The sequence below is a fragment of the Citrobacter youngae genome, from assembly GCF_003818115.1.
Classification (GTDB): domain Bacteria; phylum Pseudomonadota; class Gammaproteobacteria; order Enterobacterales; family Enterobacteriaceae; genus Citrobacter; species Citrobacter youngae.
The window spans coordinates 126,720-152,475 of sequence record NZ_RPOI01000015.1; the positions used below are offsets into that span (position 1 = coordinate 126,720).

The 25,756-nt window shown below is 51.4% G+C and carries 24 protein-coding genes; 13 read left to right on the forward strand and 11 right to left on the reverse strand.

Going from position 1 to position 25,756, the window contains the following annotated elements; all coding sequences use genetic code 11:
• Positions 1-33: 33 nt before the first annotated feature.
• Entirely contained in the window at positions 34-1,398 is a 1,365-nt protein-coding gene (locus EHN13_RS12750) for an MFS transporter (RefSeq protein ID WP_124021501.1), read from the reverse strand.
• Positions 1,399-1,580: 182 nt separating this feature from the next.
• Between EHN13_RS12750 and EHN13_RS12755 the strand changes: the two genes are divergently transcribed.
• From EHN13_RS12755 to EHN13_RS12765, 3 genes are read left to right on the forward strand one after another with little or no spacing between them, the layout of a single operon-like run.
• Positions 1,581-2,063, forward strand: coding sequence for an Hcp family type VI secretion system effector (locus EHN13_RS12755; protein WP_003021598.1), 483 nt, complete (start codon positions 1,581-1,583; stop codon positions 2,061-2,063).
• An 11-nt stretch (positions 2,064-2,074) separates the two neighbouring features.
• Positions 2,075-2,542 carry an STM2901 family protein gene (locus EHN13_RS12760; protein WP_048219487.1) on the forward strand — a complete coding sequence of 156 codons (468 nt, stop codon included), beginning with the start codon at positions 2,075-2,077 and terminating at the stop codon, positions 2,540-2,542.
• Entirely contained in the window at positions 2,542-2,865 is a 324-nt protein-coding gene (locus EHN13_RS12765; protein WP_124021502.1) for a DUF1493 family protein, read from the forward strand. Before EHN13_RS12760 ends, EHN13_RS12765 begins: the two co-directional genes overlap by 1 nt.
• A 56-nt stretch (positions 2,866-2,921) precedes the next feature.
• On the opposite strand, the gene cyoE is transcribed toward EHN13_RS12765, so the two are convergent.
• The 7 genes from cyoE to EHN13_RS12800 all read right to left on the reverse strand — a co-directional run bounded on the left by cyoE (position 2,922) and on the right by EHN13_RS12800 (position 10,273).
• Positions 2,922-3,812: a heme o synthase gene (gene cyoE / locus EHN13_RS12770; protein ID WP_003835956.1), complete on the reverse strand. Its 891-nt coding sequence runs from the start codon at positions 3,810-3,812 to the stop codon at positions 2,922-2,924.
• An 11-nt stretch (positions 3,813-3,823) separates the two neighbouring features.
• Positions 3,824-4,153, reverse strand: a complete 330-nt coding sequence (locus EHN13_RS12775; protein ID WP_003021607.1) for a cytochrome o ubiquinol oxidase subunit IV — start codon at positions 4,151-4,153, stop codon at positions 3,824-3,826.
• Positions 4,153-4,767: a cytochrome o ubiquinol oxidase subunit III gene (locus tag EHN13_RS12780; RefSeq protein ID WP_003021608.1), complete on the reverse strand. Its 615-nt coding sequence runs from the start codon at positions 4,765-4,767 to the stop codon at positions 4,153-4,155. Before EHN13_RS12780 ends, EHN13_RS12775 begins: the two co-directional genes overlap by 1 nt.
• Positions 4,757-6,748, reverse strand: coding sequence for a cytochrome o ubiquinol oxidase subunit I (gene cyoB / locus EHN13_RS12785; RefSeq protein WP_003831008.1), 1,992 nt, complete (start codon positions 6,746-6,748; stop codon positions 4,757-4,759). The genes EHN13_RS12780 and cyoB overlap by 11 nt, the downstream gene beginning before the upstream one ends.
• 11 nt (positions 6,749-6,759) lie before the next feature.
• Complete coding sequence (gene cyoA, locus EHN13_RS12790) at positions 6,760-7,716, reverse strand: cytochrome o ubiquinol oxidase subunit II (protein WP_086523605.1); 957 nt, start codon at positions 7,714-7,716, stop codon at positions 6,760-6,762.
• A 458-nt stretch (positions 7,717-8,174) separates the two neighbouring features.
• Positions 8,175-9,650 (reverse strand): muropeptide MFS transporter AmpG, encoded by a 1,476-nt coding sequence (ampG, locus tag EHN13_RS12795; protein ID WP_124021503.1) that lies wholly within the window; start codon positions 9,648-9,650, stop codon positions 8,175-8,177.
• A gap of 44 nt (positions 9,651-9,694) precedes the next feature.
• Positions 9,695-10,273, reverse strand: coding sequence for a lipoprotein (locus EHN13_RS12800; RefSeq protein ID WP_016152050.1), 579 nt, complete (start codon positions 10,271-10,273; stop codon positions 9,695-9,697).
• Between the two features lie 305 nt (positions 10,274-10,578).
• On the opposite strand from EHN13_RS12800, the gene bolA reads away from it, so the two are divergent.
• From bolA to EHN13_RS12850, 9 genes are all read left to right on the forward strand, one after another.
• Positions 10,579-10,896, forward strand: coding sequence for a transcriptional regulator BolA (bolA, locus tag EHN13_RS12805; RefSeq protein WP_040232707.1), 318 nt, complete (start codon positions 10,579-10,581; stop codon positions 10,894-10,896).
• Between the two features lie 344 nt (positions 10,897-11,240).
• Positions 11,241-12,539 carry a trigger factor gene (tig, locus tag EHN13_RS12815; protein WP_003021622.1) on the forward strand — a complete coding sequence of 433 codons (1,299 nt, stop codon included), beginning with the start codon at positions 11,241-11,243 and terminating at the stop codon, positions 12,537-12,539.
• A 247-nt stretch (positions 12,540-12,786) separates the two neighbouring features.
• Entirely contained in the window at positions 12,787-13,410 is a 624-nt protein-coding gene (gene clpP / locus EHN13_RS12820) for an ATP-dependent Clp endopeptidase proteolytic subunit ClpP (RefSeq protein ID WP_003021624.1), read from the forward strand.
• A 126-nt stretch (positions 13,411-13,536) separates the two neighbouring features.
• Positions 13,537-14,811 carry an ATP-dependent protease ATP-binding subunit ClpX gene (gene clpX / locus EHN13_RS12825; protein WP_040232704.1) on the forward strand — a complete coding sequence of 425 codons (1,275 nt, stop codon included), beginning with the start codon at positions 13,537-13,539 and terminating at the stop codon, positions 14,809-14,811.
• Positions 14,812-14,995: 184 nt separating this feature from the next.
• Positions 14,996-17,350, forward strand: a complete 2,355-nt coding sequence (lon, locus tag EHN13_RS12830) for an endopeptidase La (RefSeq protein WP_003831014.1) — start codon at positions 14,996-14,998, stop codon at positions 17,348-17,350.
• A 190-nt stretch (positions 17,351-17,540) separates the two neighbouring features.
• Positions 17,541-17,831, forward strand: a complete 291-nt coding sequence (hupB, locus tag EHN13_RS12835) for a nucleoid-associated protein HU-beta (RefSeq protein WP_219352570.1) — start codon at positions 17,541-17,543, stop codon at positions 17,829-17,831.
• Between the two features lie 267 nt (positions 17,832-18,098).
• Positions 18,099-19,973, forward strand: coding sequence for a peptidylprolyl isomerase (gene ppiD / locus EHN13_RS12840; protein WP_124021505.1), 1,875 nt, complete (start codon positions 18,099-18,101; stop codon positions 19,971-19,973).
• 146 nt (positions 19,974-20,119) lie between these two features.
• Positions 20,120-20,494, forward strand: coding sequence for a helix-hairpin-helix domain-containing protein (locus EHN13_RS12845; RefSeq protein WP_048212425.1), 375 nt, complete (start codon positions 20,120-20,122; stop codon positions 20,492-20,494).
• 103 nt (positions 20,495-20,597) lie between these two features.
• Positions 20,598-20,996, forward strand: coding sequence for a YbgC/FadM family acyl-CoA thioesterase (locus EHN13_RS12850; protein WP_124021506.1), 399 nt, complete (start codon positions 20,598-20,600; stop codon positions 20,994-20,996).
• 114 nt (positions 20,997-21,110) lie between these two features.
• Here EHN13_RS12850 and queC read toward each other — a convergent pair whose 3' ends face one another.
• Together queC and EHN13_RS12860 are read right to left on the reverse strand one after the other, a co-directional pair.
• On the reverse strand, positions 21,111-21,806 hold the full coding sequence (queC, locus tag EHN13_RS12855) for a 7-cyano-7-deazaguanine synthase QueC (protein WP_003021638.1): 696 nt from the start codon (positions 21,804-21,806) through the stop codon (positions 21,111-21,113).
• A gap of 65 nt (positions 21,807-21,871) precedes the next feature.
• Entirely contained in the window at positions 21,872-23,572 is a 1,701-nt protein-coding gene (locus tag EHN13_RS12860) for an SgrR family transcriptional regulator (protein ID WP_124021507.1), read from the reverse strand.
• Positions 23,573-23,798: 226 nt separating this feature from the next.
• Between EHN13_RS12860 and cof the strand changes: the two genes are divergently transcribed.
• Entirely contained in the window at positions 23,799-24,617 is an 819-nt protein-coding gene (gene cof / locus EHN13_RS12865; RefSeq protein ID WP_124021508.1) for an HMP-PP phosphatase, read from the forward strand.
• 51 nt (positions 24,618-24,668) lie between these two features.
• On the opposite strand, the gene EHN13_RS12870 is transcribed toward cof, so the two are convergent.
• Positions 24,669-25,724: a PLP-dependent cysteine synthase family protein gene (locus EHN13_RS12870; RefSeq protein ID WP_124021509.1), complete on the reverse strand. Its 1,056-nt coding sequence runs from the start codon at positions 25,722-25,724 to the stop codon at positions 24,669-24,671.
• Between the last annotated feature and the right edge of the window lie 32 nt (positions 25,725-25,756).

The following is a 25,756-nucleotide window of genomic DNA, read 5'->3' on the forward strand; positions in this document are numbered from 1 at the left end:
CCGGACGAGACGATAGTCGCCATCCGGCAATCATCACGCCTGGCTGATGGCCTGCTCAACTTCAAATCGATTGGTCACTTTGCTGTCGATTTTCACGTAGGCCGAATGCTCTTTCGCCACAATTAACACTTCGCTTATCCCTTCTTTTGCCAGCAGACGCTGCTTCAGGGTGTCATCCGCAGCAATTTCAGGTGGGATTTCCACGCGCAGGCTGCTGACGTACGGCGGTTCTTTCATTGTGCTTGCCACCAACAGCCACACTGCTGCCAGCAGCGCGCCAGCCAGGAATACCGCCTGACCATCAAACATTTCGACCACCCAACCGCCGAGCGAACCGCCAATCGCCACGCCAAGAAACTGGCTGGTGGAGTAAACGCCCATCGCCGTGCCTTTATAGCCAGCCGGAGACTCTTTGCTGATAAGCGAGGGGAGGAGGGCTTCCATCAGGTTAAAGGCGAGGAAGAAAATCTGCACGCCCGCAATCAGACCCCAGAAACGAATGTTAGCGCTCCACAATACAATCTCTGCAATAAGGATCAGTAACACGCAGGCGAGGAACACGCGTTTCATCTTGCGCTTCACTTCGGCGTAAATGATGAACGGCACCACGGAAACAAAGGACAGCAGCATCGTCACCAGATAAATTTTCCAGTGTTCTGCGGCGGGGAAACCGGCTTTCGCCAGTTGTCCTGGTAACGCGACGAAAGTGGACATCAGCAAAATGTGCAGGCACATGATGCCAAAGTTAAGCTTCAGCAGTTTGGGCTCCGCCAGCACTTTGCTGAAGCTATCTTTTACCATGCCCGATTCACGGTTTAGTACGTGACTGGTGCTATTGGGAACGACCCAAATGGTTAGCACGATACCCGTGGTGGCAAGGGCGGCGATCATCCAGAACAACGCGTGGAGCCCCAGCGCATGGGTAACGATTGGCCCCAGCACCATCGCAATGGCGAAGGTGATACCAAAGCTGACGCCGATAAACGCCATCGCTTTGGTGCGGTTTTGCTCGCGGGTTAAGTCGGAAAGCAGCGCCATCACGGCGGCGGCAATCGCCCCGGAACCTTGCAAAGCCCGGCCTAGAATAATTCCCCAGATTGAATCGGAAAGGGCGGCAATCACGCTGCCGAGAACGAATACCGCCAGCCCGCCGACAATAAGTGGCTTACGACCAATGCGGTCAGAGAGCAGACCAAAGGGGATCTGGAAGACGGCCTGTGCCAGGCCATAAATGCCGATGGCAAGGCCTATCAGCGCTTCGCTGGCACCCTGTAGCGCCATACCGTATGTGGTCAGAACCGGCAGAACCATAAACATGCCAAGCATGCGCAACGAGAATACGGTCCCTAAACCCCAGGTGGCGCGCAACTCACCGGGCGTCATTTTGTAATCGTTCATTCCCACCTCTGTATTAATTTCGCGCCTAGTGTAAAGCGGGGAAGGAGTGCGGTAAACCTCTACGATATGTGGAATTGTGTAGCGCGGAAACTTAAATAGTTACAGTTGCAACTAATTTACTTGCGATAATTACAGGTGTAGTCTTTTTGTGGTTATTTCTAATGGAAAGAGGGAAAAGGAAAATGGCGATTCCAGGCAATATGTGGATTTATGACGATGGTGGCGCGCTGATTAAGGGCGGGTGTGACGTAAAGGGAAGAGAATACAGTATTGAATTTAAAGGTTTTCATCACAATCTCTCTATTCCAACTGATAATGCAACGGGTAAACCAACAGGCACACGCCAACATTCACCGATGATGATCGTCAAAGAGTTTGACTACTCGAGTCCCTATTTATACAAAGCTGTTGCTTCTGGTCAGAATCTTAAGTCTGCAGAGATTCGTTGGTACAAAATCAATGATGCCGGTCAGGAAGTGGAGTATTTCAATATGTTGCTCGAGGGCGTGCGGATTGTCTCGGTCTCTCCGACGATGGCTGGGCCAGAAGACAAAAACAACAATCACCTTGAAACCATAGAGTTACGCTACGAAAAAATTACATGGAAGCATTGCGACGGGAACATTATCTATACCGACGCATGGAATGATCGGCAGACGGCATAATGGGTGATTGAATGGACACAACTGAAGAAGCGAATGGAACCTATTGGTATCATGGTCACGCTAACGTAACGTCGGGTGAACTGTTTGATTTGATATTCATCGAGCAGTTGGCCGATTCATTAGGTATCACCACGGAAGCTGTTACGCTGGTTTTGATCGGCCAACCATTTATTCCAGTCAAAGGAAAACTATCAGCAGCCACAAACACCCCAGGCACTAGTATTGCATCAATTCTATGTAGAAAACTTCTGAAAGGGGCTCGGTTCCCGTTTGGTTTAAGACTACACGCTCCTATGGGGAAGTTTTCCAAATTAAAGATGGTTCCAACAAACCAAATAGCAACTTACTTAGGTCGTTGGGTTCCTTTTATCGGGCATGCTCAGTTAATCGTGCTTTTGTTCGCGGTGACAAAACATACCCGCGATAAATACAACCTCATCGCGCGACCCAAAGATCGCATACAGTGGACATCTTTCTGATGAGAAATTATGAAGCTGAAGTTATTGAGTACATCATGAAGAATTACCCAATCAGGGAACGCTGGTTTAGACCTGGTCTTAGGCAGGTTACTAAAGAATGGACTCTGGAGGATGATTTTCAGTTTGTTCCGGAAGATGCATATGATTTTTTAGCTGATTTATTTGAACATTTTGATATTGAATATTCGAATTTTGATGGGAGGAATTATATTGAACAAGAATACCCTTTCTGGAAAAAAGAGCCTCCCGAAATTGAGTTAAAACCTCTGACAGTTGGGATGATTATTGAGTCAGCAAAGGCCGGGAAATGGCTATATGATTGAATAGCTTTCTTGCCAATAAAAAGGGTGCCGAAGCACCCTTTTTGTATTAGCAGATTTTACCAGACGTAAGTCAGCAGGTTCTGCGAGTTTGGCACCATAAAGTCGACGGACATCATCACGGAAAGCGCGGTAATGGCGATGATGGAGAAGCCGAACAGCTTGCGCGCCCAGACTTTGTCATCTTCCACTTTATAACCGCGCAGCGCCATGCCCAACCACCAGACGCTCACCGCCGCAGCAACAATCAGGTATTTATAACCTGCATAGCCGCCCAGGGTTAGCATCAGCGTGGCGATAGCAAATGCGATGATATACAGCGTGATATGGTTTTTCGCGACTGAAATACCTTTCACCACCGGCAGTACCGGGATGTTGGCAGCCTGATAATCCTTAAAGCGGAAAATCGCAATCGCGTAAGAGTGCGGCATCTGCCACAGGCTGAAAATAGCCAGCAGAATCAGCGCACCGCTATCGAACTCACCGGTTACGGCGCAGTAGCCAATCACCGGCGGCGCAGCGCCGGAGAGTGAGCCAATCAGCGTGCCATAAACGGAATGGCGCTTCATGTACAGGCTATAGACGCCCACATAGACCACGAAGCCCATTACCCCCAGCCAGCAGGCCAGAGGGTTCGCGCCAAACCACAGCAGCATAAAGCCAGCAATACCCAGCAGGGTGGCGTACACCAGTGAGACCGCAGGGGAAATCAGACCTTTAACCAGCACGCGGTTTTTGGTCCTCTCCATCTTCCTGTCGATATCCCTGTCGATGTAGTTGTTAAATACACAACCCGACGCCACAACCAGTGACACCCCAACCAGCGTGTAGATAAACAGGGGATAATCAATGCTGCCTTTCGAGGCCAGCAGAAACCCCCCAATCACCGAGATCAGGTTGCCAAAGATGATGCCTGGTTTCGTTACTTGCAGGTATTGCTTAAACATCATAATCGCCGCTCTTAGTGCATCATCATGTTGTAGTTAAGGTTCCACATAATCCAGATGGAGCCCACAACCAGGATGGCGATGATTAGCACAGTAAAGACAAAGGCCGTCATGTTCCAACCTTCATCAGATTTGCTATTCATGTGCAGGAAGCACACCAGGTGCACCAGAATCTGTACCACTGCCATTGCCAGAATAGTTCCCAGAATGACGGCCGGAGAGGCAGAACCTGTCATCACCATCCAGAACGGAATGACCGTCAGGATGATCGACAGGATAAAACCTGTCATGTAGGTTTTTACGCTGCCATGGGATGCGCCGCCGCTCTCGTTAGCATGACTCATTACATCGCCCCCATCAGATAAACAACAGTGAACACACAGATCCATACCACATCCAGGAAGTGCCAGAACAGGCTCAGGCACATGATGCGGGTACGGTTAGTACTGGTCAGGCCGCGACGAGCGACTTGCACCATCAGCACTGCCATCCAGATAAGACCGGAGGTGACGTGCAGACCGTGCGTGCCGACCAGCGCGAAGAACGCAGACAGGAAACCGCTACGATCCGGGCCCATGCCGTTAACAATCAGGTGATGGAATTCATAGAGTTCCATCCCGATGAATCCGGCACCGAACAAGAAGGTCAACGCCAGCCAGGAGATAACCTGGCTCTTGTTGTTCTTGTACATGGCAATCGCTGCCATGCCGTAAGTAATGGAGCTGAATAACAGCAGGAATGTTTCAACCAGAACGAACGGCAGTTCAAAAATGTCCTTACCTGTCGGGCCACCTGCGGTGCCGTTCACCAGAACGGCATAGGTTGCAAACAGAATAGAGAACAGAATGCAGTCGCTCATCAGGTAGATCCAAAATCCGAAGATCTTGGTCTGGCCTGCATCGTGGTGCCCGTGTTCGTGCGCGTGGGCAGTCGCGTGCGTTAAAGTATCAGTTGCCATTTTTCAGCCCTGCCTTAGTAATCTCATCGAAATGCTGGTTTTCCAGTTTTTCGACTTCCGGGACCGGCACGTAGTAATCCACGTCTTCATCAAAGCTTTTCACAATCCAGCTGATGATCATGCCTGCGAAGCTTGCAATCGCCAGCCACCAGATATGCCAGATCATGGCGAAACCAAACAATGTTGCGAAGGCGGTAATGACGATACCGGCACCGCTGTTCTTCGGCATATGAATTTCTTCATAGTGCGCAGGCTGCTTGTACGCTTCACCTTTTTCTTTCATTTCCCAGAAGGCATCACGCTCGTGAACGTGCGGCACAACGGCAAAGTTATAGAACGGAGGCGGGGAAGAGGTTGCCCACTCCAGCGTACGACCACCCCATGGGTCACCGGTCAGGTCACGGTTCTGCTCGCGGTCGCGAATAGAAACGAAGATCTGAATCAGCTGGCACAGGATACCCAGTGCAATCAGCGCGGCACCGCAGGCGGCAACGACCAGCATCGGATGGAACTGTGGGTCAATCTGCTGGCTGAGACGACGAGTCATACCCATGAAGCCCAGCACGTACAGCGGCATAAATGCCACGAAGAAGCCGATGATCCAGAACCAGAATGCGCGTTTACCCCAGGTTTCGTTCAGCGTGAAGCCAAATGCTTTTGGCCACCAGTAGGTCATACCAGCGAAGCAGCCAAATACAACGCCGCCGATGATAACGTTATGGAAGTGCGCAATCAGGAACAGGCTGTTGTGCAGTACGAAGTCCGCACCCGGCACCGCCAGCAGTACGCCGGTCATGCCGCCGACTGAGAAGGTCACGATAAAGCCAATCGTCCACAGCATCGCTGAGTGGAATACGATACGGCCCTGATACATGGTGAACAGCCAGTTGAAGATCTTCACCCCGGTCGGGATGGCGATAATCATAGTGGTGATACCGAAGAAGGCGTTTACGTTAGCGCCTGCACCCATGGTGAAGAAGTGGTGCAGCCAAACAACGAACGACAGAACGGTGATACACACGGTTGCCCACACCAGCGAGGTGTAACCAAACAGACGTTTACGTGAGAAGGTTGCCGCGATTTCGGAGAACACCCCGAAGACCGGCAGAACCAGGATATACACTTCCGGATGGCCCCAGGCCCAAATCAGGTTGATGTACATCATCATGTTGCCGCCCATATCGTTGGTAAAGAAATGGGTGCCCAGATAGCGATCCAGGGTCAGCAACGCGACGGTAACCGTCAGGATTGGGAAAGAAGCGATAATCAGGATGTTCGCGCACAGAGACGCCCAGCTGAATACCGGCATCTTGAACATGGTCATTCCTGGCGCACGCATCTTAATGATGGTCACAAAGAAGTTGATACCGGTCAGGGTTGTACCAATACCGGACAACTGGACTGCCCATATCCAATAATCGACCCCGACGCTTGGACTGTACTCTATTCCCGAGAGCGGCGGATACGCCAGCCAACCGGTCTGCGCGAATTCACCCACGCCCAGAGACAGGTTAACCAGGATTACGCCGACAACGGTGAACCAGAAGCTCAGGTTGTTCAGGAATGGGAACGCAACGTCACGTGCGCCGATCTGCAGCGGAACCACCAGGTTCATCAGACCGATAACAAATGGCATTGCCACGAAGAAGATCATAATCACGCCGTGAGCCGTGAAGATCTGATCGTAGTGGTGAGGTGGCAAGAAGCCCGCTTCACCTGCAGAAGCCAGCGCTTGCTGACTACGCATCATGATGGCGTCGGCAAAGCCACGAATCAACATGACGATTGCGACAATGACATACATGATGCCAAGGCGTTTGTGGTCAACCGAAGTCAGCCACTCTTTCCACAGGTAGGTCCACTTACCGAAGTAAGTGATTAGGCCCAGTAAGGCCGCACCACCGATGATAATGGCAGCGATCGTAACCATGACAATGGGTTCATGGAACGGCACTGCATCCAGCGTCAATTTTCCGAACATCGTATTCTTCCTCAACCCCTTGAGTTGGCGGATTCCGCGTGGCTCATGTCCATGCCTTCCATGCCTTCGTGTGCGCTGTGCTCACCTTCGGGTTGGGTCATGTCCATGCTCTTACCGTGAGCCATAAATTTGTTAATAACGTCTTTAAACAAATCGGGTTTCACGTTGGAGAAGTATTCCACCTGGTTGTATTCGCTTGGCACAGCCACTTTCTCGAACGCAGCCATGTCGCTCATGGTGTTCGTGGACTGTTTAGCTTTAGCAACCCATTGGTCGAATTCGGCGCGGTCCTTTGTTGCGATAGCCTTGAACTTCATACCAGAGAAGCCTGGTCCGCTATAGCTTGCGGAGATACCATCATAAGTACCGACTTCGTTGGCGATCAGATGCAGTCGAGTCTGCATACCGGCCATGGCATAAATCTGGCTACCCAGACGCGGGATAAAGAAGGAATTCATCACGGAGTTGGATGTCACTTTGAACTCAACCGGAGTATTCGCCGGGAAGGCGATTTCATTCACGGTAGCGATACCCTGTTCCGGATAGATGAAGAACCATTTCCAGTCCATGGAAACCACTTCGATGGTAATGGGCTTCTCGTCATGCGCCAGCGGTTTGCTTGGCTCAAGAGCGTGAGTGGTTTTCCAGGTCAGTACGGCAAGGAAAATGATGATTAAGATAGGCACCGTCCAGACCACAGCTTCCACTTTATTGGAGTGTGACCAGTTCGGGCTGTACTTCGCATCTTTATTGCTTGCACGGTACTTCCAGGCAAAACCAACAGCCATCAAGATGGCAGGAATAACGACAATCAACATCAGGCCAAATGCCGTCAGTATCAGTGAACGTTGTTCCAGTCCAATCTGTCCTTTAGGGTCAAGCAGCGCAGAATTACAGCCACTGAGTAACGCAGTGCCTGCAATTAATGACAACCATCCCAAACTTTTATTGTATTTCCTGAGTCTCATTTAACGACCTCAATTCCACGGGACCGGGTGGCGTTTAAAGTGTGAGGGCATTTTACGGGAAGGTTACATTACTGTAAACATCCTTGGATCTGTGTTACCGGGTTCTGCCGTGCATGTCACATATGTTGCAATATATGTCGCCTCGGCTTTAAGAACCTGTTGCAACATCACGTTATAACGAAAGCAGGCAGGCGGGGGACAGGCTGAGGGCAATTGGTATAACCAATACGAAAATAAAACAATTGTTTAACAATTGATTATCAATAAAAAGACAGTTCGGGAACAAAAAATAAATCTGTAGTGGCTGAATCGAGTAAGGAAAATAAAATATATAAAAGGCGTCAATAATTTCCAAATTCTTTGGCGCACAAAATAACAAATATTATTTTTATCAATTGTTGTTTATTTAGCCGTTATAATTACGCAGGGTGATTACAACGGCTTATTAATACGGTTTTTTACGCCAGACGGTTTTTGCGCAGAGCCAGATAATCCAGCAATCCGCCAAAAATCACCCCGCAGACCGCGACCGCCACCGAGACTTCAAGCAGTTCCGGCAGGAAGGAGAAGTTGGTGTAATCCAGCGCGTTCATGGTTAACAGCAGCAGCCAAACCAGCAGCAGGCAGCAGCCCACTACCAACGTCATTAATGCCAGACTGTACGCTCCACGAAATTCCGTACGCGGAATAAAGCTTTCATTTTGCCAGCTATGTTCCAGGGTCTGGCGACATACCAGCAGCAGTATGAGGCCGGGGATCGCGGCAAACACGGAGAACAGATAAAACGTCGGCCAGCCGTGTGCTTCGACAAACCAACCCGCTACCGGGCCAACGTAAACGCGACCAACAGCTGAAAGCGCGGAGAGCAGGGCGAACTGGGTCGCTGAGAAGGACTTATTGCACAGCGTCATTAGTAAAGCGACAAACGCCGCCGTGCCCATTCCGCCACACAGGTTTTCAAAGAAGACGGCGGCCGCCATACTGAACATGTGTTTGTCAGTGATGGACAATAGCCAGTAGCCTGCATTTGACGCCCCTTGCAGGATGCCAAATATCAGCAATGCGCGAAACAGCGAAAGACGCTGCATCAGGATCCCACCGTATAGCGCACCGACTATTGTCGCCAGCAGCCCCAGCGTTTTATTGACGACGCCGACTTCACCGGCATCAAATCCGACACCGCGGATCAAAAAGGTGGTGGTCAGGCTCATGGCGAAGGCATCACCGAGCTTATACAGCATAATAAGCAGCAGGATAAGCCAGGCGTTGTTACGACCAAAGAAGTCGCGCAGCGGGGCTGCAACCGCCTGCTCCAGCGTTTTGGGCACCGGAATGGCATCAGTCGGTTCGGGTGCTAACAGGGTGGCGATAATGCAGGGAATCAGTAGCGCGGCCATCAGCCAGTACATGCCTTGCCAGCCGAGCCAGCGGTCGGCCATCCACAGTGCCAGCCCACCGGAAACCAGCATCCCTAATCGATATCCCAGCACGCTGATAGCCGCGCCGGTACCACGTTCTTCGGCGGGTAACACGTCGGTTTTCCAGGCATCAAAGACGATATCCTGCGATGCTGAACAAAACGCGATCACCACCGCAAGCGCGGCCATCCAGCGCAGCTGTGTGCCAGGCTCCAGAAAACCCATCGCGGCGATAGAAATGAGTAACAGCACCTGAGTTGCCAACAACCAACCACGACGTCGACCTAAAAATGGCGGCGTGTAGCGATCCATAAGCGGGGACCAGAGAAACTTAAATACGTAGGCCTGACCTACCAGGGAAAAGAAACCGATGGTTTTAAGATCGATATTCTCGACCGTCATCCACGCCTGAAGCGTACCGGAGGTGAGTGCGAGCGGTAAACCGGAAGCGAACCCCAGCATGAGCAGGATAGCCGAACGTGGTTGCTGAAAAATACGTAAGTAATGACTGGACATGGGCTTCTATAGGCCCGACGAACGCCGGGCCATATGGGCAGAAATTAACGCGCGTTCTGCTTGATGAAATCGTGAACGCTGGTGTCCTGAGACATATCAGCGATGGTGTCGGTCAGCACGCTGTTAACGGCGTCAGCGATATTTTTGTTAGAGGCCTGCAGTGCGCCTTCAACAGAATAGCTTGCGCGGTAGTTTTTGGTCATCTTGTTGCCGTTAGCAGCGGTCGCAATGATGGCGATGTCTGCTTTGGTGGCGATGTTATAGCGCACGCTACCCTGAGACACGTCAGCGTACAGCTGGCTAACAATGATTTGCAGGTTTACAGCACCGTTTGGTCCAATCATATAACCGCGTGCGGTCATCTGTTTTTCCAGCACTTCTTGTAGCAGGAAGCGCAGATCGCGTGACGCAGTCAGCGTAACCAGTTGGTTGTCGCGGGTGACTTTTGCCAGCGCTTGATCCTGACGCTGGTCGGCACCGTTGATGCTAACGGTCACGCCCATCAGGCTTGGATCCTGCTGCGGCAGAGTAATTTTCGGGGAGACTTCAATAGTGGTCGGCGGCGTTGCGCATCCAGCTAACATGAACAGCGCGACAAACGGGACGAGGATTTTTTTAAACATGCCAGGGCTCTCAGCGAATCTAAATTGTATGGTTGGAGAAATTTCCCGCCATCATAACATCGCCAACGATGAGGGGAAGTAGGTAACGCATGTAAATTCATTGTGTTGTTCGTTTTATGATTTTGTGGAGACCATAAACGGACTTTTTGCAATAAATCGAAGTGAGGATTCAGTGAACTTCATCCGTTTGGCTGAGAAAATCAGACAAGCGCTAATTTTTTGTTGCTAAGGTGTAATGAAAACGGTAAAAGCGGCTAGTATTTAAAGGGATGGGTGACATCTCAGCGTTGTCGGAGGAAAATTTCATGATGATTCGTGAGCAAATAGAAGAAAAATTAAGGGCAGCGTTCCAACCCGTGTTCCTCGAAGTTGTGGATGAAAGCTATCGTCACAATGTCCCGGCTGGTTCTGAAAGCCACTTTAAGGTTGTGCTGGTCAGCGATCGCTTTACAGGTGAACGTTTTCTTAATCGTCATCGGATGATTTACAGCACGTTAACGGCAGAGCTTTCCACAACCGTTCATGCCCTTGCCCTGCATACCTACACCATTAAGGAGTGGGAAGCGTTGCAGGATACGATTTTTGCATCGCCTCCGTGTCGTGGGGCGGGAAGCATCGCGTAAAAACGGATTTGCAACAACCGACGCTTTTCCAGTATGTTGCTACAGATTATGTGAAAACGGCCTGCGGGCCGTTTTGTTTTGTCTGAATTCTGAGTAGGTCGTCCAGTATTCAGACAAAAATTAGCCGGGAATTGTGAAAAAAGCCGCAGCAACGCGCAATAACCGTTCTCGACTCATAAAAGTGATGCCGCTATAATGCGCGTCTTATTTTTCGGAATGTCTTCGGGATGATTCTGACGACAGGGAATGTGATTGATTATGAGAACATCCCAGTTCCGCGAAGCCAACAACCTGTGCTTGCGGAGAAGAGTTGACCGAGCACTGTGATTTTTTGAGGTAACAAGATGCAAGTTTCAGTTGAAACCACTCAAGGCCTTGGCCGCCGTGTAACGATTACTATCGCTGCTGACAGCATCGAGACCGCTGTGAAAAGCGAGCTGGTCAACGTAGCGAAGAAAGTGCGTATTGACGGTTTCCGCAAAGGAAAAGTACCGATGAATGTTGTTGCTCAGCGTTATGGCGCGTCTGTTCGCCAGGACGTTCTGGGTGACCTGATGAGCCGCAACTTCGTTGACGCGATCATCAAAGAAAAAATCAATCCGGCTGGCGCACCGAACTACGTTCCGGGCGAATACAAACTGGGTGAAGATTTTACTTACGCGGTAGAGTTCGAAGTTTACCCGGAAGTTGAGCTGACTGGCCTGGAAGCAATCGAAGTTGAAAAACCGGTTGTTGAAGTTACTGACGCTGACGTTGACGTGATGCTGGACACCCTGCGTAAGCAGCAGGCAACCTGGAAAGACAAAGACGGCGCTGCTGACGCAGAAGACCGTGTAACCATCGACTTCACCGGCTCTGTAGACGGCGAAGAGTTCGAAGGCGGCAAAGCGTCTGACTTCGTACTGGCGATGGGCCAGGGTCGTATGATCCCAGGCTTTGAAGAAGGCGTTAAAGGCCACAAAGCTGGCGAAGAGTTCACTATCGACGTGACTTTCCCGGAAGAGTACCACGCTGAAAACCTGAAAGGTAAAGCCGCTAAGTTCGTTATCAACCTGAAGAAAGTTGAAGAACGCGAACTGCCGGAACTGACTGAAGAATTCATCAAACGTTTCGGCGTTGAAGATGGTTCCGTAGCAGGTCTGCGCGCTGAAGTACGCAAAAACATGGAACGCGAGCTGAAAGGCGCAGTGCGTAACCGCGTTAAGTCTCAGGCGATCGAAGGTCTGGTAAAAGCTAACGACATCGACGTTCCGGCTGCGCTGATCGACAGCGAAATCGACGTTCTGCGTCGTCAGGCTGCACAGCGTTTCGGCGGCAACGAGAAACAAGCTCTGGAACTGCCGCGTGAACTGTTCGAAGAACAGGCTAAGCGTCGCGTAGTTGTTGGTCTGCTGCTGGGCGAAGTGATTCGCACCAATGAACTGAAAGCTGACGAAGATCGCGTTAAAGGCCTGATCGAAGAGATGGCTTCTGCTTACGAAGATCCGAAAGAAGTGGTTGAGTTCTACAGCAAAAATAAAGAGCTGATGGACAACATGCGTAACGTCGCTCTGGAAGAGCAGGCTGTTGAAGCCGTTCTGGCGAAAGCGAAAGTGACTGAAAAAGCCACTTCCTTCAACGAGCTGATGAACCAGCAGGCGTAATTCGTCGCTTTTTTAGCTCGAATTTCGTACGCAAGCCCGTCACCTTTTGGTGGCGGGTTTTTTTTTGTCACGCATTTTGCATGGGAAGAGTGCGAAAACAGCGTTTCAGTGTTAGCGTTACAACAAAAGATTGTTATGCTTGAATTATGGCGATGTCGTACCCATTACTGAGGGACTAGCTGATAATCCGTCCATAAGGTTACAATCAGCACAGCAGGTTTTTTCAAATTTTATCCAGGAGACGGAAATGTCATACAGCGGCGAACGAGATAACTTTGCACCCCATATGGCGCTGGTGCCGATGGTCATTGAACAGACCTCACGTGGTGAGCGCTCATTTGATATCTATTCTCGTCTACTTAAGGAACGCGTCATTTTTCTGACCGGCCAGGTCGAAGACCATATGGCTAACCTGATCGTGGCGCAGATGCTGTTCCTGGAAGCAGAAAACCCGGAAAAAGATATCTACCTGTATATTAACTCCCCTGGTGGGGTGATCACTGCCGGGATGTCTATCTATGACACCATGCAGTTTATTAAGCCAGACGTCAGCACCATTTGTATGGGCCAGGCGGCCTCAATGGGCGCGTTCTTGCTGACCGCCGGGGCGAAAGGTAAACGTTTTTGCCTGCCTAACTCTCGCGTCATGATCCACCAGCCTCTGGGCGGTTACCAGGGTCAGGCAACGGATATTGAAATTCATGCCCGTGAAATCCTGAAGGTAAAAGGGCGCATGAACGAACTTATGGCGCATCATACGGGTCAATCTCTTGAGCAGATTGAACGTGATACCGAGCGCGATCGCTTCCTCTCCGCTTCTGAAGCGGTGGAGTACGGTCTGGTCGACTCGATTTTGACCCATCGTAATTAATGCCCAGCGCGCAGGTGTGCCGCTATAATTACCTGGAGCGGCACAACGCTGACTAGCGTCTTGCGCCTGAGAATGGCATTTGCGTCGTCGTGTGCGGCACAAAGAACAAAGAAGAGGTTTTGACCCATGACAGATAAACGCAAAGATGGCTCGGGCAAATTGTTGTACTGCTCTTTTTGCGGCAAAAGCCAGCATGAAGTGCGTAAGCTGATTGCCGGACCATCCGTGTATATCTGCGACGAATGTGTTGATTTATGTAACGACATCATTCGCGAAGAGATTAAGGAAGTAGCACCGCACCGTGAACGCAGTGCGCTGCCGACGCCACATGAAATTCGCAACCACCTGGACGATTACGTTATCGGTCAGGAGCAGGCGAAGAAAGTGCTGGCGGTCGCGGTATACAACCATTACAAACGTCTGCGCAACGGCGACACCAGCAATGGCGTCGAGTTGGGCAAAAGTAACATCCTGCTGATTGGCCCGACGGGTTCTGGTAAAACGCTGTTGGCTGAAACGCTGGCGCGTCTGCTGGACGTTCCGTTCACAATGGCCGATGCCACCACGCTGACCGAAGCCGGTTATGTGGGTGAAGATGTTGAAAATATTATTCAGAAACTGTTGCAGAAGTGCGATTACGACGTGCAGAAAGCACAGCGTGGGATCGTCTATATCGATGAAATCGACAAGATTTCTCGTAAGTCTGACAACCCGTCCATTACCCGTGACGTTTCCGGCGAAGGTGTACAGCAGGCGCTGTTGAAACTGATCGAAGGTACGGTTGCCGCCGTTCCGCCGCAGGGTGGTCGTAAACATCCGCAGCAGGAATTCCTGCAGGTTGATACCTCCAAGATCCTGTTTATCTGCGGTGGTGCATTTGCCGGTCTGGATAAAGTGATTGCTAACCGTGTTGAAACTGGCTCCGGCATTGGTTTTGGCGCAACGGTAAAAGCACAGTCTGATAAAGCCAGCGAAGGTGAACTGCTGTCGCAGGTAGAACCGGAAGATCTGATTAAATTTGGTCTGATCCCTGAGTTCATCGGTCGTCTGCCGGTTGTGGCAACCCTGAGCGAACTGAGCGAAGAAGCGCTGATTCAGATCCTGAAAGAGCCGAAAAATGCCCTGACCAAGCAGTACCAGGCGTTGTTCAATCTTGAAGGTGTTGATCTGGAATTCCGCGAGGAAGCGCTGGATGCTATCGCCAGGAAAGCGATGATTCGTAAAACTGGTGCGCGTGGTCTGCGTTCTATCGTCGAAGCGGCGTTACTCGACACCATGTACGATCTTCCTTCTATGGAAGACGTTGAAAAAGTGGTGATCGACGAGTCGGTGATTGGCGGACAGAGCAAGCCGTTGCTGATTTACGGTAAGCCGGAAGCACAGCAGGCATCTGGCGAATAATTCATCAATTCATACAGACGTTTAACCAAAAAGGGGGGATTTTATCTCCCCTTTTATTTTTCCGTAAACATGGCGTTGAATGTGTGGGAATCATCCCCATATACTGACATACATGTTAAAGGTGGTGTGAAGCACAGTCGTACCACCTGATTACCTGGCGGAAACTAAACTAAGAGAGAGCTCTATGAATCCTGAGCGTTCTGAACGCATTGAAATCCCCGTATTGCCGTTGCGCGATGTGGTGGTTTATCCGCACATGGTCATACCCTTATTTGTAGGGCGGGAAAAATCTATCCGTTGTCTTGAAGCGGCTATGGACCATGATAAAAAAATCATGCTGGTCGCGCAGAAAGAAGCGTCAACGGATGAGCCGGGTGTAAACGATCTTTTCACCGTCGGGACCGTGGCCTCTATTTTGCAGATGCTGAAACTGCCTGACGGCACCGTAAAAGTGCTGGTCGAGGGGTTACAGCGCGCGCGTATTTCTGCGTTGTCAGACAACGGCGAGCATTTCTCTGCGAAAGCGGAGTACCTTGATTCGCCTGCTATTGATGAGCGTGAACAGGAAGTGCTGGTACGTACAGCTATCAGCCAGTTCGAAGGCTATATCAAGCTAAACAAAAAAATCCCACCAGAAGTGCTGACGTCGCTTAACAGCATTGACGATCCTGCACGTCTGGCGGACACCATCGCAGCGCACATGCCGCTGAAGCTGGCTGACAAACAGTCCGTGCTGGAGATGTCCGACGTGAATGAACGTCTGGAATATCTGATGGCGATGATGGAGTCAGAAATCGATCTGCTGCAGGTTGAGAAACGCATTCGCAACCGCGTGAAAAAGCAGATGGAGAAGTCCCAGCGTGAGTACTATCTGAACGAGCAGATGAAAGCTATTCAGAAAGAGCTCGGCGAGATGGACGATGCGCCGGATGAAAACGAAGCGCTGAAACGTAAGATCGACGCGGCGAAAATGCCGAAAGAGGCAAAAGAGAAAGCGGAAGCAGAGCTGCAGAAGCTGAAAATGATGTCTCCGATGTCGGCAGAAGCGACGGTCGTGCGTGGCTACATCGACTGGATGGTACAGGTGCCGTGGAATGCGCGTAGCAAGGTCAAAAAAGACCTGCGTCAGGCGCAGGAAATCCTCGATACCGACCATTACGGTCTGGAACGCGTCAAAGACCGTATCCTTGAGTATCTCGCGGTCCAAAGCCGTGTGAACAAAATCAAGGGGCCGATCCTGTGTCTGGTTGGGCCGCCGGGGGTAGGTAAAACCTCTCTGGGTCAGTCCATCGCCAAGGCGACAGGGCGTAAATACATCCGTATGGCGCTTGGCGGCGTGCGTGATGAGGCTGAAATTCGTGGTCACCGCCGGACCTATATCGGTTCGATGCCGGGCAAACTGATCCAGAAAATGGCCAAAGTGGGCGTTAAAAACCCGCTGTTCCTGCTTGATGAGATCGACAAAATGTCTTCTGACATGCGTGGCGATCCGGCTTCCGCACTGCTTGAGGTGCTGGATCCAGAGCAGAACGTGGCGTTCAGCGATCACTACCTGGAGGTGGACTACGATCTCAGCGACGTGATGTTCGTTGCGACGTCGAACTCCATGAACATTCCGGCACCGTTGCTGGATCGTATGGAAGTGATTCGTCTGTCTGGTTATACCGAAGACGAGAAGCTGAACATTGCGAAACGTCACCTGTTGCCAAAACAGATTGAGCGTAACGCGCTGAAAAAAGGTGAGCTGACGGTCGACGATAGCGCCATTGTAGGCATTATTCGTTACTACACCCGTGAAGCGGGCGTGCGTAGTCTGGAGCGCGAAATCTCCAAACTGTGCCGCAAAGCAGTTAAGCAGTTGTTGCTCGATAAATCACTGAAACACATCGAGATCAATGGCGATAACCTGCACGACTACCTGGGCGTACAGCGCTTTGACTATGGCCGTGCGGATAACGAAAACCGCGTGGGTCAGGTGACCGGTCTGGCGTGGACGGAAGTGGGCGGCGATCTGCTGACCATCGAAACCGCCTGCGTACCGGGTAAAGGTAAGCTGACCTACACCGGTTCTCTGGGTGAAGTCATGCAGGAATCCATTCAGGCTGCACTGACCGTGGTACGTGCGCGTGCGGAAAAACTGGGTATTAATCCGGATTTTTACGAAAAACGCGACATCCACGTTCACGTACCTGAAGGCGCGACGCCAAAAGATGGTCCAAGTGCGGGTATTGCCATGTGCACCGCGCTGGTCTCATGTCTGACCGGTAACCCGGTTCGTGCCGATGTGGCGATGACTGGCGAGATCACCCTGCGTGGTCAGGTTCTGCCTATTGGTGGTTTGAAAGAGAAACTGCTGGCGGCGCACCGCGGCGGCATTAAAACGGTCTTAATTCCAGACGAAAACAAACGTGACCTGGAAGAGATTCCGGACAACGTCATTGCCGATCTTAATATTCACCCGGTGAAACGTATTGAGGAAGTTCTGACTCTTGCGTTGCAAAATGAACCCTCTGGAATGCAGGTTGTGACGGCAAAATAGTGACCTCGCGCAAAGAGCATTAATAAAAACAGGGCTGGCAGGCCATTTCGGGCTTGCCAGCCTTTTTTTGTATAGCTAATTTAGATAACGGATTGGGCTTGCCATCATTATCGGGTGTTGTAAGGGCATGGCAGGCCTGATATAACTGCTGCGCGGTCGCACTTTGAAGGATTCTGGTGCGATATATATTATAAAGAGGAAGAGAAGAGTGAATAAATCTCAACTGATCGACAAAATTGCTGCAGGGGCTGATATCTCTAAAGCTGCGGCTGGACGTGCGTTAGATGCAATTATTGCTTCTGTTACCGAATCCCTGAAAGAAGGTGATGACGTAGCACTGGTAGGTTTTGGTACTTTTGCCGTTAAAGAGCGTGCTGCCCGTACTGGTCGCAACCCGCAAACAGGTAAAGAGATCACCATCGCCGCGGCTAAAGTACCGGGCTTCCGTGCAGGTAAAGCACTGAAAGACGCGGTAAACTAAGTGATTTCCCCTTTGGGGATGTGACTAAGTACAAGGGCGCATCAACCGATGTGCCTTTTTTATTTCTGATTCCGGTACTTTCTATGCGTTGTGGGCTGACAATTGCCCCTGTTTCTTGTCACAATAGGCCTTTGTGCGCAGCGTTCAGGAAACGCTATGCTGCGTGAAGCATATATACTCAAAATCCTTGCCGCCGTTGTTGTGTCAACGCGCAGACGGCCTGAAGGATAACGCGTATAGTCATCTACAGCGGAGTGTGGTTACACCATGATGGACAGCTTACGCACGGCTGCTAACAGTCTCGTGCTCAAGATTATTTTCGGTATCATTATCGTGTCGTTCATTTTGACCGGCGTGAGTGGTTACCTGATTGGCGGGGGCAATAACTACGCCGCTAAAGTGAATGGCCAGGAGATCAGCCGCGGGCAGTTCGAGAATGCGTTCAACAGCGAACGTAACCGCATGCAGCAACAGCTGGGCGATCAATATTCTGAGCTGGCGGCGAACGAAGGTTATATGAAAACGCTGCGTCAGCAGGTGCTGAATCGTCTTGTGGACGAAGCGCTGCTGGATCAGTACTCCCGTGAGCTTAAGCTCAACATTAGCGACGATCAGATTAAGCAGGCTATTTTCGCCACACCGGCTTTCCAGGTTGACGGCAAATTTGATAACAACCGCTACAACGCGATTGTGAATCAGATGGGAATGACCGCAGATCAGTACGCTCAGGCATTGCGTAACCAGCTCACCACGCAACAGTTGATCAACGGCGTTGCCGGGACCGACTTTATGCTGAAGGGTGAAACGGACGAACTGGCTGCACTGGTTGCACAGCAGCGGATCGTGCGCGAGGCGACGATTGACGTTAACGCACTGGCCGCGAAGCAATCTGTTACCGAGCAGGAAGTTGCCAGCTACTACGAGCAGAATAAAAACAACTTTATGACGCCGGAACAGTTCCGTGTGAGCTATATCAAGCTGGACGCTGCAGCAATGCAGGAAACCGCCAGCGATGCTGATATTCAGTCTTATTATGACCAGCATCAGGATCAGTTCACTCAGCCGCAGCGTAACCGCTATAGCATCATCCAGACCAAAACGGAAGATGAAGCAAAAGCGGTACTGGACGAGCTGAATAAAGGCGGTGACTTTGCTGCGCTGGCGAAAGAAAAATCTGCTGATATCATCTCTGCCCGTAACGGCGGTGATATGGGTTGGCTGGAAGATTCCACCACCCCGGATGAGCTGAAAAATGCCGGTCTGAAAGAAAAAGGCCAACTGTCTGGCGTAATTAAGTCTTCCGTTGGTTTCCTCGTGGCGCGTCTTGATGACGTACAGCCTGCACAGGTTAAACCGCTGAGCGAAGCTCGCGACGACATTGCGGCGAAAGTGAAGCAGGAAAAAGCGCTGGATGCCTACTATGCGCTGCAGCAGAAAGTCAGCGATGCGGCCAGCAACGATAACGAATCTCTGGCGGGTGCAGAGCAGGCAGCAGGTATGAAAGCGGTTGAAACGGGCTGGTTTAGCCGTGACAGCCTGCCGGAAGAACTGAATTTCAAACCAGTCGCTGACATCATTTTCAATGGTGGTCTGGTTGGCGAGAACGGAACGCCTGGCAGTAACTCCGATATCATCACCGTGGATGGCGATCGCGCGTTCGTGCTGCGTATTAGCGAACACAAAGCAGAAGCCGTGAAGCCACTGGCTGAAGTGAAAGAGCAGGTAACTGCGCTCGTTAAGCACAATAAAGCAGAGCAGCAGGCGAAGCTTGATGCCGATAAACTGCTGGCGGATCTGAAAGCCGGTAAAGGCGATGAAGCGCTGAAAGCGGCGGGTCTGAGCTTTGGCGAGGCGAAAACGCTGAGCCGTACGGGTCAGGATCCGTTGAGTCAGGCTGCCTTTGGTCTGAGCCTGCCGGCAAAAGACAAGCCGAGCTACGGTGTTGCGAACGATATGCAGGGTAACGTTGTACTGTTGGCGCTGGACGAGGTGAAAGCCGGTTCTATGCCTGAAGCGCAGAAGAAAGCGATGGTTCAGGGGATCACTCAGAACAACGCGCAGATTGTCTTCGAAGCGCTGATGAGCAACCTGCGTAAAGCGGCCAAAATTAAAATCGGGGATGCGCTGGAACAGCAGCAATAACCGAGTCCGCTCGCAAAAAATTGCAAAAGTTTGTATCTACAAAAGGCCGCTTTCGCGGCCTTTTCCATTTTTGATATTTGCCGTTTGTCTGCTGTTCTGCACCTCGCTATCGTGATTCCACTGTTAACAAACAAGGAGAAAACAGTATGAAACATGGAATCAAAGCCCTGCTTATCACTCTTTCATTGACCTGCGCTGGTATGGCCCAAACTGCATTGGCGGCTGAGGCTGTCGCCAAAAGCCAGGCGACTCAAACCAAAGCGGAAAACTCAGGGGCGGCACAAAGCAAAGCCACACAGCCCGCTAAAGCAAGCGACGATGAAGGCACCAGGGTAAGCATCAACAGCGCTTCCGCGGAGGATTTAGCGCGAGTCATGAATGGCGTCGGTCTGAAGAAAGCGCAGGCGATTGTGAGCTATCGTGAGGAGTACGGACCGTTTAAAACGGTGGAGGACTTAAAGCAGGTACCGGGTATGGGCAGTTCGCTGGTGGAGCGTAACCTGGCAGTTTTAACACTTTAATAACTTGCACAGCGCTGAAAATTTGCCAGACTGTAGAGGTCATACCAGTTATGGCCTCACTACCCTGAAAACACTCCTATAAAAAACGTAAGGTTTCTGCGCTATGCAAACACAAATCAAAGTCCGTGGTTTTCATCTTGATGTCTATCAGCACGTCAACAACGCCCGCTACCTCGAGTTTCTGGAAGAAGCGCGCTGGGCTGGTCTGGAAAACAGCGACAGCTTTCAATGGATGACCGCGCACAATATCGCGTTTGTGGTCGTGAATATCAATATTAACTACCGCCGCCCTGCGGTGCTAAGTGACCTGCTGACCATCACCAGTCAGGTGCAACAGCTAAATGGCAAAAGCGGCGTGCTAAACCAGACAATTACCCTGGAGCCGGAAGGACAGGTGGTGGCAGACGCATTGATTACCTTTGTCTGTATTGATTTGAAAACGCAAAAAGCGCTGCCGCTGGAAGGGGAGTTACGCGAAAAACTGGAGCAGATGGTGCAGTAGCTCAACGTTGCCTGATAGCGCTTCGCTTATCAGGCCTACGGGCGATATTGACTATGGTGAATATCGCCAGGCCGGACAAGGCGTTTACGTCGCCATCCGGCACTATTCGCACTATTATTTCAGGCCAGTTTTCTGCTTCATTGCTGCCATCACCGCCGGTTTATCCGCCAGATAATGGTTCAGGCCGTTGGCGCGCAGATTACAGGCCGCACAGTGACCGCAACCGTCACCTTTGATGCCGTTATAGCAGGTCAGCGTTTCTTCACGTACCAGATCCAGCTTGCCCCAGTAGTCGGCCAGCGCCCAGGTTTCGGCTTTATCAATCCACATCAGCGGGGTTTCAAAGCGGATATCTTTCGCCATACCCAGGCTTACGGCATGGTTCAGCGCTTTGACGAACTCATCGCGGCAGTCCGGGTATCCAGAGAAATCCGTTTCGCACACGCCGGTAATGACCGCCTCTGCCTGCACCTGGTACGCGTAAATTGCTGCCAGCGTTAAGAACAGAATATTGCGTCCTGGCACAAAGGTATTGGGAATGCCGTTCGCATCCGGTTCGTAATCGGGTACCGGAATATTATCGCGGGTCAGGCTGCTGACAGCCAGTTCACTGAGCAGCGTGACATCAAGCACTTTGTGCGCGCGTGCGCCAAGTTTTAAGGCCAGGTCACGTGCGACATCAATCTCAGCGCGATGGCGCTGACCATAATCAAAGGTCACGCAGTGCACTTCATCATACTGATGCAGCGCTTGCGCCAGACAAGTCGTGGAGTCCTGACCTCCACTGAATACAACAACGGCACGTTTCATGGCTTTTCCTGACAAAATAACGAAGCCCTTATGGTAGCGCCTGGGCGTGTCGCCGACCAGCTTCTTCACGATGAAGGGGGCGGTAACCAGGCCTCGGTGAACTCAAACCAGCCACGCGGATTCAAACGTACGCCGTTCACGCCCGGCGGCGCGCTGATGCGATAGTGATAATTGAACAGCGGCGTCAGGGTTGCGTCATGCATCAGCGTGGCGAAAACCTGCTGTAAAGCTGCATGACGATCGTCCTCATCGGCCTGAATTTGCAAGGCATCCAGCGTGGTCTGCAGATGAGTATATGCGGGTGCATTCAGAACGTGTGACCATAGCTGATCGCAACGTAACCACTGTTCGAGGGTATACTCGGGGGCTTCGCCAATCAGCCTGTCGCCCATCATCAGATCGGCCTGGGCTAAAGGATGGTCGCCATCCCAGTTTTTAGCATTATGAAAAATAAGCGTTAATTCACAGCCCAGTTTTGCCAGGGCCTGGCGAAGCTGTTCAGCCATGGCGTGCAGTTCTACCGGCAGGTGGTAAGCCAACGTCAGTTTTTCTGGTAGCGCTACTTCGTTCAGTTCATCCCATTGTGGGATCGTCCATCCTGGCAGCAGGGCATTGCTGGGAGTAATGAGGTTTTCATCCACCTCAAGCGTCTGTAGCAGCGAAGAGCGGTGGATAATATTGACCAGTCGACGGGCCTGTTGCGTATTCAGGCGCGCGCTTTTTCTGAGCGTAAGATAGCAAAAACCGAGGCTGATCCCGCTGCTTACCTGGCTTAGCATGGGAAGTTCCTCTGGTTTACCTATCGCAATTTGTACCGGATGGCGACAGCTGGTGCCCAAATCCTGGGAGAAAAGCTGTGGGGTTATCCAGTATTCAATGGCTTTCAATAGCGGATGACTCAGATGGTAGTGGTCGTGACTCTCGATACGCACCAGCTCAGGAGTAAACAGCGTCAACCGGAACGGGCCAGTACCCACAAACGGGTGCTCAGGATGCGCCAGGTGACTGCTGTAGCTCGCCAGACGGTGCGCCAGCCAGAAGTCGGGACGATGCAGAATAAAGGTCAGACACTGGGGATGCGTTACCTCAATGCGTTTTACGCTGATAAACAGCTTATTCAGCGCAGGTAACTCTAACAGCTTCAGCAACTGTTGATGTAGCTGCGTGCTGCTTACCGTATCGCCGTTATGCCAATGCAGGGTGGAACGAATATAGAAATCCCAGCGCAGGCCGTCAGCGGAGATATTCCAGTGGTGGGCTAAGTCTCCACAGGGACGTTGCGTAGTGCTGTCAAAACGTGTCAGGCCAGAGAATACCTGTCCGGCAAGGTGCTGCTCCGCACGACCGGGGAGAAATCCAGGGTGCAAAGGTTCGAGCTGGCGATAATAGGGGATACGCAGGGTTGGCGTATCATTTTGCCATTGCCCGCCCATAAACGGCTGCAGCAGGGTTCTTAATTCCCCGGGGGCCAGTTGAGCCAGTTCCAGTACGCTGAGCTGTTCACCCTTTTGCAGTGCCTGCTCCATCATCGTGTTGCGCAGCGAGTCTGGGGTGACCAAAAAACGTAATGCTCCGCGTTTCCCGCGTCCGGACTGAGCGTGCCACTCCAGCCAGCCAGCATCCTGTGCTTGCTTCAGCAGGGTTCGCACGTGGCGCTCGCTGCAAAAACAGCGTTCAGCCAGTTCCCCGACGGTCACCGACTGCGGTTCGCCGTTCGAAGGCTGCCACAGGCGTTGGTACTGGTTCAGGCGATTCAACAATCTCATATACACTTCATCCTTCAAGCTGCCTCTTTGTTGGCTGCGTTTATTCACCCCAGTCACATACTGAAATGTATGCTCCTGGGCGTTCATTCACTTGCCGCCTTGATGCAACTTGAATGATTTTCTGTAATAAACCCGGAACAATTCATTTTATCTATTCACTATTACTTCCGTATATCTCAGGTGATACTGAATCACAAGTTAACCGCGTCACAGTGTGGAGAAAGAAATGGCTCGTCTGGCTGCATTTGATATGGATGGCACCCTTTTGATGCCGAATCACCATTTAGGTGACGAAACGCTTTCAACGCTGGCGCGCTTGCGTGAACGCGATATCACTCTGACATTTGCCACTGGCCGCCATGTGCTGGAAATGCGCCACATTTTGGGTTCTATCTCACTGGACGCCTTTTTGATCACCGGTAACGGCACGCGCATTCACTCTCTTGAGGGCGATGTGTTGCACCGTCAGGATCTGGATCCGCATGTTGCGGATATCGTGTTACATCAGAAATGGGATACCACCGCCAGCATGCATGTCTTTAATGACAACGGTTGGTTTACCGGACAAGAGATCCCCTCGCTGCTACAGGCGCATGTGTATAGCGGATTTCGCTACCAGATCGTCGATGTGAAACGTATTCCGGCTCATCAGGTAACGAAGGTCTGTTTTTGCGGCGATCATGAGTCGCTGATCCAATTGCGCATTCAACTGAATGAAGCGTTGGGAGAGCAGGCGAATCTCTGTTTCTCCGCGGTTGATTGCCTCGAGGTGTTGCCGCTGGGCTGTAACAAAGGATCTGCGCTGGCGGTGTTGAGTGACCACTTAGGGTATTCAATGGCCGAGTGTATGGCGTTTGGCGATGCCATGAACGATCGCGAAATGTTAGGCAGCGTAGGGCGCGGCCTGATTATGGGTAACGCGATGCCGCAACTGATGGCTGCACTACCTCATTTATCGGTGATTGGGCATTGCCGTAATCAGGCGGTATCACACTTTTTGACGCATTGGCTGGACAATCCGCATCTACCTTATTCCCCCGAATGAGAGATCCCTTCCAGCAAGCCAGACTTCGCGTCTGGCTTTTTTTTTGTCTGCTCAGTGTGTATTCAGCAACTGGGCAAGTTCCGCTTTCCACGGCGTTAAATCGCCTATGTGCGCGTCAACCCATTGCGGGTTGTAGTAGGTTTCCAGATAGCGTTCGCCGCTGTCGCACAGCAGCGTCACCAGTGAACCGGTTTCTCCGGCGTTGCGCATGCGCGCGGCAAGTTGCAGCGCTCCCCACATGTTGGTGCCGGTTGAGGCGCCGACTTTACGACCCAACTGTGTTTCCAGCCAGTGCGCGGTAGCCACGCTGGCGGCATCCGGCACGCGCAGCATTTCATCAACGACGTCAGGAATGAAAGACGGTTCGACACGCGGGCGGCCGATGCCTTCGATTTTGCTGCCGACCGGGCTGCGCAATGTCGCATCGCGATCCTGCCAGAAGGGCAGAAAAACCGAATTCTCCGGGTCCACCACCATCAGACGAGTGTCGTAGCCCTGACAGCGAATATAGCGACCAATGGTTGCTGAGGTGCCGCCGGTTCCTGCGCTCATCACGATATGGCGAGGCACGGGGTTGGGTTCACACTGCATCTGGCGGAAGATACTGTCGGCAATATTGTTGTTACCACGCCAGTCGGTGGCGCGTTCAGCATAGGTGAACTGGTCCATATAATGCCCGTTCAGTTCACGTGCCAGCTGCTCAGAAGCCGCATAAATTTCGCAGGCGCTTTCCACGAAGTGGCAGCGGCCGCCATAAAATTCAATTTGTTCAATTTTGCGTTTTGCCGTACAGGAAGGCATGACAGCAATAAACGGCAGCCCTAACAGTCGAGCGAAATAAGCCTCAGATACCGCCGTTGAACCGGACGATGATTCAATGATGGTGGTGCCTTCTTTGATCCAGCCATTACACAGTCCGTAGAGAAACAGTGAACGTGCCAGGCGATGTTTCAGGCTACCGGTTGGATGCGTGCTCTCATCTTTCAAATAGAGCTGAATACCCGGAAACGCCGGAAGCGACAGGCGAATAAGATGCGTATCGGCAGAACGCTGGTAATCCGCATTAATTTCATTGATGGCGTTTTTAACCCAGGAGCTATTCATCATTAATATCCATTTGTCATTTTGTGCCCAGAATA